Below are 15,644 nucleotides of genomic sequence, written 5' to 3' on the forward strand. Positions count from 1 at the left end.
CTTTTCTCAAATGATTAGTAAAGCGTCGTACATGTTCTAATAATCTCCCATTCCGCTCTAAATTGCAAGTATTTTCGCACAAGATTATCTAATTCTAAATAGTGAAACAGATCACAAAAATGAAAAACGGAAGTAGCCCGTTTATGTTGCTTCACTAAATCAATAGGCAGTGGAGCAATGCGAGACTGCCAACCTTTTATTTGTTAGGGGGCGCAGTGAAAATCCGCTCTTGCTTTTGTAGGAGAGCGTGAAGTTTAGGGGAGTTCGTCGCTGAATGCTGGATCTAGAAATTTAGGCACGTAATAACAAACAGGTCTTTCCGCTTACATGATTGCCAAACGCAAAAAAGGAGGTTTTTAATATGTACAAATCCCTCCTCGGTCCTCTAGACATCTAACAAAAAACGCCGTGCAATCATTTCTTCCAATTCCGCAAACGTATACTCATAATCCGCCTTGCTTCCACCATAAGGATCGGCAACGTCAAAATCATACGGCGAAATCAGCTCGGTTTTCTGATTAGGGAATTGATATAGTAACGCTTGCCGATGTTGCTCCGTCATCACAAAGATTTTATCCGCCTGATCTACGAGGTCATTTGTCAGTGATTTCGCGACATGATAGGTTGGCAAGCCATGTTCTTGCAATACGGCTTTTGATTCCGCTGACATCGGGGAACCGGATTGTGCGGCGAGTCCTGCTGATGTAATTTTCCAATCCGGTTTGAACCACTGTAACATTTTTTCGGCCATTGGGCTTCGGCATGTATTTCCAGTACACACAAATAATATATTCATTCTAACGTTCCTCGCTTTGCCTGATATAATGTCCGCCTGCTGCTTTCTCAAGTCGATTCATTACCGCTTCTCCAATACCAATTTTTGCAAAAGGTTCGGCGTAAATAAGCGTCACTGGTGTATGGTCAAAATGGCGAAGCCGGTCGTATAAACGATAGGCAGTTTCTTCTGGGTAGGCTTTACTGCCAAGTCCCATCATATATTCTGATTTGCGTAGCTGCGCTTCAAGCTCATCAGACACGAGCACACCGACGATTTCTCCGTTTTTCTCAGCCAAGTCAATCTGCTGCTGAAAAAAGACTGCATCGCCCTCAATGATCGCCACCGGGGCTTTTGGCGCGTAATGTGTGTATTTCATTCCTGGCGCTTTCGGTGCTTCTTGTTGCGCGACTTCTTTTGCCTCGGAAATCACGGGGCCAATCACAGCCTCAATCTCCTCTTGTGATACGCCACCGGGTCGCAAAATAGCCGGCATCTCAAGCGTGCAATCAATGACCGTGGACTCCAAGCCCACTCCCGTCTTCCCGCCAAAAACTATACCCGCGATTCGGCCAGATAAATCTTCCTCGACATGTTCCCCAGATGTTGGACTCGGCTTTCCAGAGCGATTTGCACTGGGCGCCGCGACTGGAATGCCAGCTACCGCCAAAAGTCCAAGTGCGACTGGGTGCTCTGGCATGCGAACGCCGACACTATCTAATCCCGCTGTCACATTTGCCGCCAATCGCCCTTTCCGTAATGGTAAAATGATCGTCAACGGTCCTGGCCAAAAAGTGTGCATCAGTTTTTTCGCGTTATCTGGAACCTCCTTGACGAATTCATGCACTTGCGATTGGTCTGCGATATGGACGATTAACGGATTGTCTGCGGGCCTACCCTTCGCTTCATATATTTTAGCCACAGCTTGTTCATTTGTCGCGTCTGCACCGATGCCATACACCGTTTCAGTTGGAAAAGCCACGGCCTCTCCTGCTTGCAAAAGTTTCGCTGCTTCCAAATAGGTTTGGATTTCATTTTCTTTCGTTATATGCCAAATCTTTGTTTTCATCAGGAATTGCTCCTTTACATTGCTTTAATCTTATTTTAACGGTTTTACGATAGTTTTTACAGCGTGAGATCCATTTTTTGAAAATTAGTGATTTACCCACAAAGTTATCCCCAATCTGTGGATAATAACTTTGTCAATGTGTATAACTACTTGTGAATCTGTGGATAATGTGTATAAGTGTGTTGATAACTACGTTTACTTTATTAAGATTTGATTAAAAATATTTTTTTACACAAAGTTTTATCCCCAATCCTGTGGATAATTACGGCTAATAAAAAAGCATCTCCATCATAGAAATGCTTTTATATCCGTTCATACACGCAAATAACCATTCGGTCTTTGCCGTTGATATCTTGTTGTACCGTTGTCGTTGCCTGTGGAAAACTTTTTTCAAAAAGCTGTTTTACGGCTTTCCCTTGTGTATAACCGATTTCCACGCCTATCCAAAAAGAGTTATCCACAATGTCAGGTAAATTCTCGATCAGTTTTTCGTATATCGCTAGTCCGTCATTTGGCGCAAATAAAGCGAGTTCCGGTTCATGATTCAAGACATAGGCCGACATTTCGGCGCGTTCATCATCCGCGATATATGGTGGATTAGCCAGAATCATGTCGAATTTCTCTCCATTTTGTTGGAAAAATTCTACGAGATCGCTGTGGATAAAGTGCACGTCTGTTTGTAATTGTTTGCTGTTCTTCTCGGCGACTTCAAGGGCAGGCACGGAAATATCGGAACCTGTCACCGCGAGTTCCGGAAATGTCGCTTTTAACGTGATTGGGATAATACCGCTTCCCGTACAGACATCCAACACGCGATGGATACGATTTGGCTTTTTTTCAATGAATTTTTCGGCGGCGTAGACGAGTTCTTCGGTTTCGGGACGTGGAATCAGGACGCTTGGTGTGACGTAGAAATCGCGACCATAAAAAGGAGCCACTTCTAAAATATACTGAACTGGCTCTCCGTTTATATAGCGCGCGAAATCAGCATCAAACTGCGCTTGCTCACTTGGGCCCAGCTCGCGATCCGTCGACATCCATAAGTCGGAACGCGTCAAATGCAGACGCGTTTCAATGAGAATTTCAGCGATATTGAGGTCCAGTCCGCGCGTCGTTAGTTCGACTTTGGCTTGATGCAAAATTTCAGCGATTGTCATCTTACATACCGTCGCTCAAATGGTCTAGTTTACTTGTTTGGTCTTCCATAATAAGCGCGTCAATCACTTCGTCGAGCTTGCCTTCCATGATTTGATCGAGCTTTTGGATCGTCAATCCAATCCGGTGGTCGGTCACGCGATTTTGTGGATAATTATACGTCCGAATCCGCTCCGAACGGTCACCCGTACCAACTGCCGATTTCCGGTGTGTATCGTATTCTTCACGCGCTTCCCGCTCAAATTTATCAAAAATACGGGCACGCAAAATTTTCATCGCTTTTTCTTTGTTCTTAATTTGGGAACGTTCATCTTGCATCGAAACAACGATCCCCGTAGGAATATGCGTCAAACGTACGGCTGACATCGTCGTATTGACACTTTGTCCTCCCGCACCACTTGACGCGAAAGTATCCGTCCGAATTTCGTTATCTTTGATGTCGATCTCCACATCTTCGGCTTCTGGCAAAATCGCAACTGTCGCCGTTGATGTATGGATTCGTCCGCCTGATTCGGTTTCAGGTACACGTTGCACACGATGCGCGCCATTTTCGTATTTTAGACGTGAGTATGCTCCAGCGCCGTTAATCAATACGATAATCTCTTTATAACCGCCAATTCCCGTCGCGTTTGCTTCCATTACTTCTGCCTTCCAGCCTCGCGACTCGGCGTAACGAGAATACATTCGGAATAAGTCGCCCGCAAATAGAGCGGCTTCATCGCCACCCGCCGCGCCACGAATCTCCATGATAACGTTTTTGTCGTCATTTGGGTCTTTTGGAACGAGTAATATTTTCAAGCGTTCTTCTAACTCCGCTTTTTTAGCTGTTAACTCGTTGAATTCTTCCTTCACCATTTCCTTCATGTCATCGTCGAGCTTCTCGTTCATCATTTCGCGCGTCTCGGCAAGTCCTGCCGTCACTTCTTTATATTCGCGATATGTTTCTACCGTTTCGGTAATGCCGGACTGCTCTTTGGAATAGTCGCGTAGCTTTTTCGCGTCACTGACCACGTTCGGGTCGCTGAGCAATTCGTTCAATTCATCGTAGCGATCTTCCACTGCTTGTAAACGATCATACATTTCGATTCACCTCATTAGTTTATATTGATGGGTTCGCGTGGCATTTCCGGCAAACTGGATAGTAACGGTCATTGCCGCCAATCATGATTTGGTCGCCTTTGTACATCGGCTGCCCATCCTCATCGACGCGTAATACCATCGTTGCCTTTTTCGTGCAAAACCAGCAAACGGTCTTCATTTCTTCAATCTTGTCTGCGTATAGCAATAAATATTTGGAGCCTTCGAAAAGCTCGTTTTGAAAATCGTTTTTTAGGCCGTACGCGATGACTGGAATATTAAGCCCGTCTGCGATTTGCGCCAACTGCAAAATATGTTTTTTCTCCAAAAACTGCGATTCATCCAGCAGGACGCAGCATGGTTTGGGCTCGATTTTGGCAACTTCTTCATACAGATTAGTTGCGGAAAACACTGGTGTTGCCTCACGTTTCAAGCCAATGCGACTCGAGATGATGCCAACCTGATCGCGATCATCGATACCCGACGTGAAAATCATCACCGGCTTATTTTGTTCCTCATAATTGTGTGCTACTTTTAAAATTTCAATCGTCTTACCACTATTCATCGAACCATATCTAAAGAAAAGCTGTGCCATTCTCTCAAAACCTCGCATTCCCATGTTAAAAACTCTTTTTCATTCTATCATAGCGCGTAATTTGGGACAATAGGCATTGTTTTATGTATCGCGTGAAGCCTGTGATAATCGCATTTTGAGGATTATTTTTATGTGTCATTCTTAAATGAACCTGGCAAAAAAACTACAAGTAAAGCGTAAAAATAATACTTTACTTGTAGTTTATTCATGAAAATATCGTCGAGCCGTTTCCTTCTACATTTAACGAAAGAACCGCCGCAGTTTGATCAAATTCCTTCATGACATGTATCAAGTTCTCGCTTTCCGATTTTGGAGCAAATATTAAAATCGTTGGACCCGCGCCACTCAGACACGCCGCGTAAGCACCGTTCGCTTTCATCAATTCCCGCAATGGCTTCAAATGAGGCACAAGTTTCGCACGATATTTCTCATGCCATAAATCGCGTTCCATCATGTCGCCCGCCAGTTTCAGATCATTTTGCAAAAGCGCGGCGATCATCACATTGGCGATACTGCTTGCTTTGACTGCCTCTTTGTATGGAAGCTGGTCTGGCAAAACACCTCGACTCTCACTCGTTAAGAGCACTTCTTTTGGAATAAACGCGAGCAATGCACAGTCTGGAAAAAGATGCCTCACGTAAAAATCTTCTCCATCCAATTTCGCACCAACGACAAAATTACCGAGTACTGCTGGCGCAACGTTATCAGGATGGCCTTCGATTTCCGCAGCAATCTCCACTTTGCGTTCTGACGTCAACTCCAAATTCGCGAGTATATTCGCAAGCTCGATGCCTGCCACCACGGCCGCTGAACTACTTCCAAGTCCGCGCGCCGCTGGGATATCGCAGAGCATTTTCAAGTGGTGCGGTTCGAGATTTGGCGCAATGCTAAGCGCGGTTTCGATAATGACATTCGAGGCATCCGTCGGAATTCCGCCGCCGAGATCATGCGCGATATGCCATTCCGCTGCTGGTTCGCCAACGTCTAGCGTCAAGTACAGCGATAACGCCAAGCCGCACGAATCAAAACCAGGTCCAAGATTCGCTGTTGTAGCCGGAACTTGGATGCGGATCATTTCGTCACGCCCCCGCGCAAGTATTCACGCATCGCGTCTACACCTTCCACGTGTGAAATCGGAACTTCATGCACGCTCATCGCCGTATCCGGATCTTTCAAACCATTTCCAGTGAACACACACACAACCGTCTCACCTTGCTTAATCGCGCCACTTTTCACGTGTTGAATCACGCCAGCAAGCGATGCCGCAGAACCAGGCTCAATGAAAACACCGTCCTGTGCCGCGACTTTTTTGTACGCATTCACAATCTCGTCATCTGTCACGGAATGAATATAGCCCTTCGACTCATCACGCGCCGCCTCAGCCAACTCCCAACTCGCAGGATTCCCAATCCGAATCGCCGTCGCAATTGTCTCCGGATTCTTGATTGGCGCACCTTGCACGATCGCCGCCGCACCTTCCGCTTCAAAACCATGCATCCGCGGTAAACCGACACCAAAATGCCCGTCCCATTCCTTGAAACCTTTCCAATACGCCGAAATGTTCCCCGCGTTCCCAACCGGAATAGCCAGCACGTCTGGCGCTTTACCACCCAATTGTTCACAAATCTCAAACGCTGCCGTCTTCTGGCCTTCCAAACGATACGGATTCACCGAGTTAACTAGCGCCACCGCTTCCGTTTTCGCAAGCTCACGAACCGCGTCCAAAGCCTCATCAAAGTTCCCCTGAATCGCGATAATATCCGCGCCGTACATCACGGCCTGCGCTAACTTACCAAGCGCCACTTTCCCATCCGGAATCACGACATACGCCTTCATTCCCGCACGAGTCGCGTACGCAGCCGCAGCCGCCGACGTATTCCCCGTCGAAGCACAAATCACAGCCTCTGCGCCCTCTTCCTTCGCCTTCGCAACCGCCATCACCATACCGCGATCCTTAAACGACCCCGTCGGATTCAAGCCCTCATATTTCCCATATAACGTCACACCAAGTTCCTTCGACAAATTCGGCAATGGAATCAAAGGCGTATTCCCTTCCGCCAAGCCAATCATCGGGGTTTTATCCGTAATTGGTAAATAATCCTTATATTGTTTCAGTAATCCTTCGTACATCCTTATCCCTCCACCACTTTATATTTCGCTTCCACTTGCATTTGCGGTTCCAATTGTACCTTTTCGATCGCTTGTTCCAGCTGTGCCTTACTCGTCACATGCGTCACCACAACAACCGTCGCCGTAAACTCGTCCAGCGGTTCCTGCAAAATTTTATCAAAACCGACACCCGCCTCCGCAAAAATCTGCGTTAACTTAAGGAACGTTCCCGTCTTATCATCCATCACAATACGCAAATAATACTTCGAGAAAATTTCATCCGACGATGTTTGCTTCGTGTCATGCTTATAACTATTAAACGCGTTTCCATTAATGCCTAACTTACTATTTTTCGCCACCATAATAATATCGCTGACAACACTCGTCGCCGTCGGTAATTCCCCAGCACCAGGCCCGTAATACATCGTTTCACCAGCCGCAGCACCCGTTACAAACACCGCATTATTCTCGTTGTTCACGCCCGCCATCGGATGATATTTCGGCAAGAGCACCGGTCCAACACTAACAGCCACCGAACCATTTCGCTCCTCCGCCGTACCGACTAGTTTAATCACGTATTTCAACTGCTCCGCAACTTCCATATCACGCGGCGCAATCCCACGAATCCCAACCGTATCCACGTCCGCCAAGTCCACGTTCATCCCAAAAGCCAAACGCGTCAAAATCACCATTTTGCGAGCCGCATCGATTCCGTCCACATCATTCGTCGGGTCACTTTCCGCGAAACCTAAGTCCTGCGCCTCTTTCAAGACACTTTCGTAACTCCGCTTCTCCGTCTTCATTTTCGTCAACATGAAGTTCGTCGTCCCATTGACGATTCCCATCACCTTCTGCATCTTATCCGCCGCAAGCCCGTTCACAATCGTCCGCAAAATCGGGATTCCGCCAGCAACACTTGCCTCATAGAACAAATCACATTTATTCGCCTGCGCCACAGCAATCAATTCATCACCATGTAACGCAATTAAGTCCTTATTCGCCGTCACCACATGTTTACCAGCCTTAAGAGCCTGTAAAACATACTCCCGCGCCGGTTCGATGCTTCCCATTACCTCCACAACGACCGAAATATCCGGATCATTTAAAATAGCGGCAGGCTCCGTGGTCAAGCTAAATCCTTTCGTTTCATACCGACGATTTTTCTCTAAGTCGCGTACAAGAACCGTTTTGACACTTACTTGATAGCCCGTCATTTGACTAATTTTCTCCGCATGTTCCTCTAAAATGTGAATGACACCACTACCAACCGTTCCAAATCCAAAAATTCCAACTTCTAATTTTGCTTCCACTCGCCAACCTCCTCAGTTCTAAAACAATGTAATTATTGCTTATTATACGCAATTTCCTTCTATAAAGCAAAGGGTTATTTGACATATCTGAATATTCGTTTAGGCAATGTCCATAAAGATGTCAAAATCACTGAGACACATAAAAAAACACCCGTCCTTATCCAGCGCACAAATAAGCACGCCGTCATAAGTCCGAGTCTTTCTTAATCTAAAATTACCGCATCGTCACAAATTCCTCAGAACCTGTCGGATGAATCGCAACCGTATTATCAAAATCAGCCTTCGTCGCGCCCATTTTCATAGCGACCGCAAAGCCTTGTATCATCTCATCTACACCCGTCCCAATACCGTGCAGCCCAACTACTTTTTCATTGTCGCCCGCACAAACGAGCTTCATACGGCACGGTTCGCGATGTTCCGTAATCGCCGTATACATCGATGTAAACGAAGAAGTGTAGACTTTGACTTGCGTCTCACCGTATTTCTCAATCGCCTCGGGCTCCGTTAAACCAACTGTCCCAATCGCAGGATGACTGAAAACAACCGTCGGAACTAGCGAATAATCCAAATGCTCGTCCAACTTGCCATTAAACAAGCGCTCCGATAACCGCCGTCCCGCAGCAATCGCAACCGGCGTAAGTTCGATGTGTCCTGTAATATCCCCAACCGCATAGATTCCCGGAACCGCCGTATTTTGGAACTTATCGACTTTAATATAGCCTTTCTTATCCAGTTCCACCGCTGTGGCCGCCAAATTCAGCATCTCCGTAAGCGGCGTCCGACCAATCGCCCAGATTAATTTATCCACCGTCTGCGTCCGACCATCCTCCAAATGAAGCGTCACCGAACCATCCTCATTTTGCGTCACCGCTTTTGGAATCGCCTCAGTATGCAGCGTTGGCCCCTGCTCCTTCATAACCTCCACCAGCGTATCCACCAGCAACGGGTCAAAATTCCGCAACGGCGCGTGCTTGCGAACAAACAAATGCGTCTCCACACCAAATCCCTGCAAAACGCCTGCAAGTTCCACAGCAATGTATCCCGCACCAACAACTGCCACGCGCTTCGGTAACTCGGTCCATTCAAAAAAGCCATCCGAATCCGTCCCAAATTCCGCACCCGGAACGTCTGGCCAAGCCGGTTTTCCACCAGTCGCTATCAAAATATGCTCCGCCGTGTAATGCGTCCCGTTCACCTCAATCGTATGCTCATCCACAAATGACGCGTATCCTTTTAAAATATCGACCTTATTATGATCAAGTCCGCGTTGATACGAACCATGAATCCGTTCAATATAAGCCTCCCGATTCTCCACCAACTTCGCAAAATCAAAACGCTCCTGCTTCACCTCAAAACCATAATCCGGCGCGTACTTATGCATTGCTTCAGAGATTTGCGCCCCATACCACATCACTTTTTTCGGAACACAGCCGACATTCACGCAAGTGCCACCAAGATGTTTTGGCTCTACAAGTGCACATTTCATCCCATAACTGGCCGCCCGATTTACCGAAGAAATCCCACCACTTCCGCCACCAATCGCTATATAATCATAATGTTTTACCATCTGAAAACCTCCTCTATTACTTCTCTATCCCTCAATTCTACCCCAAGCCGCACCGAATTGAAAATGTTTGGATTGGAAGGATCGGTATGATGCTTAGCGGCTTTACTAGGATAAATGTTCCGCACAAAATCAAATAAAAAAGCCACCCGAGGGTGACTTTTTTATTTGATTCCGTATTTTTTGTTGAAACGATCGACACGTCCATCGGCTGTCGCATGTTTTTGTTTACCAGTATAGAATGGGTGAGAATCAGAACTGATTTCGACACGTAGTAAAGGATACTCGTTGCCATCTTCCCATTGAATAGTTTCGTTCGAGCCCTTAGTAGAACCAGAAAGAAATTTGAAATCTGTACTAGTATCAAGAAATACCACTTGACGGTATTCCGGGTGAATTCCAGCTTTCATTGTTTTCAACTCCTTCGCCCTGAATCATCTGAAACAGAGTAATTTCTGCACAATTGCACACAGTAAACTCATTATAACAATGCTTTTCTATTTTAGCAAGGCTTATTTTTTAAACATTTCGCTTTGCATCACTTCGAAAAAGGCCTCATTGGTCGGTGTCTTTTTCAGCTGACGAATAAAGCGTTCGGAAATGTCGAGCGCATCGCCTTGAATCGGCATGACTTTGCGAATTTTCCAAAGCTGCTCGAGTTTATCTTTTGGTAATAATAGCTCTTCTTTTCGCGTCCCAGAACGGCGGATATCAATCGCTGGAAACACGCGTCGCTCAGCCATCGCCCGATCCAAGTGAAGCTCCATATTCCCTGTACCTTTAAACTCTTCATAAATCACGTCATCCATTCGTGAGCCTGTATCCACAAGCGCTGTTGCCAAAATCGTCAAGCTCCCACCTTCTTCGATATTCCGAGCCGCCCCGAAAAAACGCTTCGGTCTGTGGAAAGCAGCTGGATCGATACCACCCGACAGTGTACGCCCGCTCGGTGGAATAACAAGATTATAAGCCCGTGCAAGACGGGTAATGCTATCCATCAAAATAACGACATCACGCTTCTGCTCAACTAGCCGCATCGCTCGCTCTAACACAAGTTCTGCCACTTTAATATGATTCTCCGGTACTTCATCAAACGTCGAACTGACGACCTCTGCTCTAACAGAACGCTCAATATCCGTTACTTCTTCTGGGCGCTCATCGATAAGTAAAACAATGAGCTCCGCGTCAGGACTATTCTCCGTAATCGCATTAGCAATCTCTTTTAGCAAAATGGTTTTACCGGCTTTCGGTGGCGCGACGATGAGACCACGCTGCCCAAAACCAATCGGTGCAATCATATCGATCATTCTCGTTGAAATCGGCTCTTGGCCAATCTCCATTCGAATTTGACGATCAGGGTAAAGCGGCGTCAATCCTGGAAAATGAACACGTTCTTTCGCGACTTCCGGGTTTTCGCCATTGACAGCTTCAACGTGAAGTAAACCAAAATAACGCTCATTTTCTTTAGGTGGGCGTACTTTTCCAGAGACCTTATCACCCGTTCTTAAATCAAAACGTCTAATTTGGGAAGCTGATATGTAGATATCCTCAGAACTTGCGGAATAGTTGATGGGGCGTAGGAAGCCAAAACCTTCCGAGGCAATGATGTCAAGAACTCCTTCCATGAAAAAGAACCCTTGTTTTTCAGCACTTGCTTTTAACAGAGCAAAGCTAAGTTCCCTTTTTGTGAGTTTGCTGTAATAGGGAATTTTATGTTCTTTCGCAAGCGCATAAATTTCTTTAATTGTCAGTTTTTCTAGATAGGATATGGATATGTCTGGCATATAATTTGACCACCTTTTGGATTTTTTGTGGAGAGGATTTTGGAGAACAACGAGGACTACAAACTATTTGTACTACTTTCATACATGCATCACGAAACTAATCGGGGGTTGTCCAACTTTCATGATATGTTGGAACCACCCCCAGCAATTTTTACGATTTCATCCGCCGCGCTGAAGACTAGACGATCTCTTCGGCGTGGACCACCTTCCGAATATCAGCACCGATACCTTCTAATTTTTCGATGATGCGACCGTAACCACGTTCGATATGTTCGATTCCAAGTATTTCCGTGATACCATCTGCGGTTAGGCCAGCAATAACAAGAGATGCCCCAGCGCGCAAATCAGAGGCAGTGACTGTAGCGCCTCTTAGCTGAGTTGGACCAGTCACGATCGCGGCGCGGCTTTGGAGTTTAAAGCGACCACCCATACGTTTTAATTCATCGATATGTTTAAAACGACTTGGATAAATGGTATCTGTTACGATGCTACTCCCATCAGCACCAGCGAGTAAAGCCGTCATTGGTTGTTGTAAATCTGTCGGAAAACCTGGATAGGCGTATGTTTTAATATCTACTTTTTTGAGGGACTTACTTTTGCTGATGTATGCGGAGTCTTCATCCATTTCGATGGAAACCCCTGCCTCGACGAGCTTGGCTTTCACAGCTTCCATATGCGCAGGAATAATATTTTCGACTTTAATACCTGAACCCGCAGCAGCAGCTAGAATCATAAAAGTACCTGCTTCAATACGATCTGGAATAATGGTGTGGCGGCAACCGTGAAGCTGCTCCACGCCTTCGATGCGGATTGTATCTGTTCCTGCACCTTTAATCTTCGCACCCATACTTGTAAGAAGCGTGGCTACATCGATAATTTCTGGTTCTTTAGCGGCGTTCTCGATGACGGTTTTTCCTGTCGCTTTTACAGCTGCAAGCATAATATTAATCGTCGCACCAACACTGACAACATCTAGATAAATTCGCGCACCTTTTAATTCATCGGCACGCAAATAAATCGCGCCTTGTTCATTGGTAACAGTCGCACCTAAAGCTTCAAAACCTTTAATATGTTGATCAATCGGGCGTGGGCCCAAATAACATCCACCGGGAAGACCGATGACAGCTTTTTTAAAACGACCTAACATAGCGCCCATCAAATAATAAGAAGCGCGTAATTTTTTTACATTACCATTTGGCAGTGGGACATCTGTTAAATTGGATGGATCAATCGTAACCGCATCCGGCCCCGCATGAATTTCTCCACCAAGTTCTTCTAAAATCGCATAAAGTGTGTGCACATCCGATATATCTGGCAAGCCTTCAATCGTCACATTCGAGTCAGCCAAAATCGTTGCAGGAATAAGAGCAACAGCACTATTCTTAGCACCATCAACACGCAACGTCCCTGACAGCTCATTTCCACCTTTTATAACTAATTTCTCAACCATACCGTTCCTTCTTTCTGATTACAAAGATTTCACTTGTTGCTAATTATCCCTGATATTGAGGAAATTTGCAAATCGAAGAGCTGAAAGAGCCCGTTTAGCCTTGACAGAAATTGTTAGAGGGCGTAGTAAAAGTCCTCTTTTGACTTTTATGTAGACCTCGAAATTTCCGAAAGGCTGGCTCTCGAAGCTTGATCAAATCGAAGAGCTGAAACGGCTCGTTTAGCTCCGACAAAAACTGGAGCGCTCGCGAGAAAAAGCTGTCCTTGCTTTTTATTGCGAGTGTGAAGTTTTCGAGGAGCTAGCCGTTGAAGCTTGACCCTATCGAAGAGCTGAAAGAGCCCGTTTAGCCTTGACAGAAATTGTTAGAACACGTCATAAAGGCCTCAACAAATCCACCTCATATACATACGCCAGTTGCTTCCGCTGTGCCGATGCTGGTGCTAGTCGCATACCTACATTGCGTACTTTACAAGCAAATGCCGACTCAAACTGCCCCACTTTGCCAATCAATCGTGAGCGCTCTGTAATTTTCTTAGTTCGCCCCACCCGAGCCTTGCTGTAAGCCTCAAATGCCATTTCTACATCCTCTAAACGCTTCACACAGTTTTGCAGAACAATCGCGTCTTCCATCCCCTGACAGCCACCTTGCCCCATATTCGGTGTCATTGCGTGTGCTGCATCGCCAAGCAGAACAATACGTCCTTTAACAAAACTGGTCATTGGCACCAAGTCAAAAATATCACCGCGTATCAATTTTTCTGGATCTGTCGCTTCTAATATTGCTTGCACCGGCGTGTGATAAGAACCAAATCGAGCTATTAAATCGGCTAATTCATAGGTCTGGTGAGCGATACTATTTTCCGTTGCACTGATAACGGCAAACCAATATGTCTCCCCATTGGCAAGTGGGACAATGCCAACTCGCCCTTTCGTACCCCAAGTCTCCGTAAATAGTTTCTCATCATCTGGCCACTCCTTCGCAATCCCACGCCAACACGTATAATCCGCATAACGCAACTTCTGTCTGCCAAAAATCTGATCGCGTGCCGACGAATGAATACCATCGGCAACAATCACGTAATCACCAGTGACCTCCGTCCCATCTTCAAACCGGATCACGACACCGGTATCATCTTGCCCCACATCACAACATTTTTTCCCAAACTGCAACGTATCCTTTTTTAAAGCACCTGCCAGAATATCCTGCAAATCCGCTCGATGAATCGCATAAATTGGGAAAGCTAATACCTCATCCGCCAGCTTCGTGATTGGTCTGCCACGTTCGTCGACAATCGCAATCCCTTTAGAACTTACATTTCCCATCTGTTTTACCTGCTCGGCCAGTCCTAATTCCGCCAATGCCGACATACCATTTGGTGACACAGTAATACCTGCACCGACCCGCTTCATTTGTTCTGCCTGCTCAAAAATTTCTACATAAAAGCCAGCTTGTTCTAAGGCGATGCCAGCCATCAGACCTCCAATTCCCCCACCAATGATTAAAAATTTCGTCGCCATACTCCCCCTACTTTCCTTGTATGCGTTTTCTTTCTAGTCTATCAAACTTCACAAAAATAGGACATCCGACTTAAGTTATGTTTTTTACACACGATTGGTCGCCAATTCATTTGGATCGTGCCGCACCTCAAAAAAAACAGCGAGCCACGATGGCCCGCTGTAACCTAAGTATAAAATTATGCTTTGCCGTTAGAGCCGAATTCTTGGATCTTAGCAACAACAGTTTTAACAATCGCATCTTTACCAGGTCCGATAACTTTACGTGGATCGTAAACTTTATCATCTGTAGCTAATTTTTCGCGAACAGCGGCAGTCCAAACAATTTGGCATTCCGTGTTAACGTTAATTTTGCTGTGACCGTGTTCGATTGCTTGTTTAATTTGGTGTTCAGGAATTCCAGAACCACCGTGAAGTACTAGAGGAGCGCCTGTTAATTTCGAGATCTCTTCCATTTCTTTGAACCCAAGAACTGGTTCGCCGTGGTAAGGTCCGTGTACAGAACCTAATGCTGCAGCAAGTGCATCAATGTTAGCTTCTTTAACAACACGTAGACATTCAGCAGGATCAGCGTAGTTGATTCCGCCAGTTACGCCGTCTTCTTCGCCACCAACAGTTCCAACTTCGGCTTCAACAGAAACACCTTTTGGATGAGCGTAGTCAACAACTTTTTTAGTCATTTCAACGTTTTCATCGATTGGGTGATGAGAACCATCGATCATAACAGATGAGAATCCTGCATCGATTGCAGCTTTACAAGAATCAAAAGATGAACCGTGATCCAAGTGAATAGCAACTGGTACAGTGATTTTTAGGTCATGCATAAGTCCTTCAGTCATTTTAACTACTGTCGTAAATCCACCCATGTATTTCGCTGCTCCTTCAGAAACACCAAGGATTACAGGGGCTTTTTCTTGTTCTGCAGCTTCTAAAATAGCGCGAGTCCATTCAAGGTTATTGATGTTGAATTGACCTACAGCATATTTTCCAGCTAACGCTTTGTTCAACATTTCAGTCATACTAACGATAGGCATAATACATTTTCCTCCTCAGGAATATAAGAGGTCTTGTGCATACCTCGGGTAAATCGGCGGCAAGCGTTCGATTTGTGTAAAGCCTAGTTTACATCCTACCTAAAATAAAAATGGGCTCGACGTTCTTCGGCTTTGTTCGAGTTTGCTCCAGACTCTTACAAAATTTGATTTTCTGCTGTGAAAAATAACGGTTGCTATTTTTCCTAA

General features: G+C 45.7%; 14 protein-coding genes. All 14 read right to left on the reverse strand.

Features of this window, described 5'->3' with window-relative positions; genetic code table 11:
* Nucleotides 1-385: 385 nt before the first annotated feature.
* The 14 genes from HCJ54_RS09390 to fba all read right to left on the reverse strand — a co-directional run bounded on the left by HCJ54_RS09390 (nucleotide 386) and on the right by fba (nucleotide 15,437).
* Nucleotides 386-796, reverse strand: coding sequence for a low molecular weight protein arginine phosphatase (locus HCJ54_RS09390; RefSeq protein WP_187137456.1), 411 nt, complete (start codon nucleotides 794-796; stop codon nucleotides 386-388).
* A gap of 1 nt (nucleotide 797) precedes the next feature.
* Nucleotides 798-1,844 (reverse strand): L-threonylcarbamoyladenylate synthase, encoded by a 1,047-nt coding sequence (locus HCJ54_RS09395; protein ID WP_187137457.1) that lies wholly within the window; start codon nucleotides 1,842-1,844, stop codon nucleotides 798-800.
* 302 nt (nucleotides 1,845-2,146) lie between these two features.
* A complete protein-coding gene (gene prmC / locus HCJ54_RS09400) occupies nucleotides 2,147-3,001 on the reverse strand; it encodes a peptide chain release factor N(5)-glutamine methyltransferase (RefSeq protein ID WP_187137458.1) in 855 nt (284 codons plus the stop codon).
* A gap of 1 nt (nucleotide 3,002) precedes the next feature.
* The gene (prfA, locus tag HCJ54_RS09405; RefSeq protein WP_036065637.1) at nucleotides 3,003-4,079 is read right to left on the reverse strand and encodes a peptide chain release factor 1; all 1,077 of its coding nucleotides are present in this window, start codon (nucleotides 4,077-4,079) and stop codon (nucleotides 3,003-3,005) included.
* A 19-nt stretch (nucleotides 4,080-4,098) separates the two neighbouring features.
* Complete coding sequence (locus HCJ54_RS09410) at nucleotides 4,099-4,671, reverse strand: thymidine kinase (protein WP_185410003.1); 573 nt, start codon at nucleotides 4,669-4,671, stop codon at nucleotides 4,099-4,101.
* 205 nt (nucleotides 4,672-4,876) lie between these two features.
* Nucleotides 4,877-5,743, reverse strand: a complete 867-nt coding sequence (gene thrB / locus HCJ54_RS09415) for a homoserine kinase (protein ID WP_187137554.1) — start codon at nucleotides 5,741-5,743, stop codon at nucleotides 4,877-4,879.
* Nucleotides 5,743-6,801, reverse strand: a complete 1,059-nt coding sequence (thrC, locus tag HCJ54_RS09420) for a threonine synthase (protein WP_187137459.1) — start codon at nucleotides 6,799-6,801, stop codon at nucleotides 5,743-5,745. The genes thrB and thrC overlap by 1 nt, the downstream gene beginning before the upstream one ends.
* 2 nt (nucleotides 6,802-6,803) lie before the next feature.
* Nucleotides 6,804-8,090: a homoserine dehydrogenase gene (locus HCJ54_RS09425; protein WP_187137460.1), complete on the reverse strand. Its 1,287-nt coding sequence runs from the start codon at nucleotides 8,088-8,090 to the stop codon at nucleotides 6,804-6,806.
* 214 nt (nucleotides 8,091-8,304) lie between these two features.
* Nucleotides 8,305-9,657 (reverse strand): glutathione-disulfide reductase, encoded by a 1,353-nt coding sequence (gene gorA / locus HCJ54_RS09430; protein ID WP_185409955.1) that lies wholly within the window; start codon nucleotides 9,655-9,657, stop codon nucleotides 8,305-8,307.
* A 161-nt stretch (nucleotides 9,658-9,818) separates the two neighbouring features.
* The gene (locus HCJ54_RS09435; RefSeq protein ID WP_036065627.1) at nucleotides 9,819-10,064 is read right to left on the reverse strand and encodes a type B 50S ribosomal protein L31; all 246 of its coding nucleotides are present in this window, start codon (nucleotides 10,062-10,064) and stop codon (nucleotides 9,819-9,821) included.
* A 102-nt stretch (nucleotides 10,065-10,166) separates the two neighbouring features.
* Complete coding sequence (rho, locus tag HCJ54_RS09440) at nucleotides 10,167-11,438, reverse strand: transcription termination factor Rho (protein WP_187137461.1); 1,272 nt, start codon at nucleotides 11,436-11,438, stop codon at nucleotides 10,167-10,169.
* Nucleotides 11,439-11,616: 178 nt separating this feature from the next.
* Nucleotides 11,617-12,888, reverse strand: a complete 1,272-nt coding sequence (locus tag HCJ54_RS09445; protein ID WP_187137462.1) for a UDP-N-acetylglucosamine 1-carboxyvinyltransferase — start codon at nucleotides 12,886-12,888, stop codon at nucleotides 11,617-11,619.
* A gap of 372 nt (nucleotides 12,889-13,260) precedes the next feature.
* Nucleotides 13,261-14,406: an FAD-dependent monooxygenase gene (locus HCJ54_RS09450; protein ID WP_187137463.1), complete on the reverse strand. Its 1,146-nt coding sequence runs from the start codon at nucleotides 14,404-14,406 to the stop codon at nucleotides 13,261-13,263.
* A gap of 176 nt (nucleotides 14,407-14,582) precedes the next feature.
* Nucleotides 14,583-15,437 (reverse strand): class II fructose-1,6-bisphosphate aldolase, encoded by an 855-nt coding sequence (gene fba, locus HCJ54_RS09455; RefSeq protein ID WP_036065624.1) that lies wholly within the window; start codon nucleotides 15,435-15,437, stop codon nucleotides 14,583-14,585.
* Nucleotides 15,438-15,644 lie beyond the last annotated feature (207 nt).

This window comes from Listeria grandensis (assembly GCF_014322885.1).
GTDB lineage: Bacteria > Bacillota > Bacilli > Lactobacillales > Listeriaceae > Listeria_A > Listeria_A grandensis.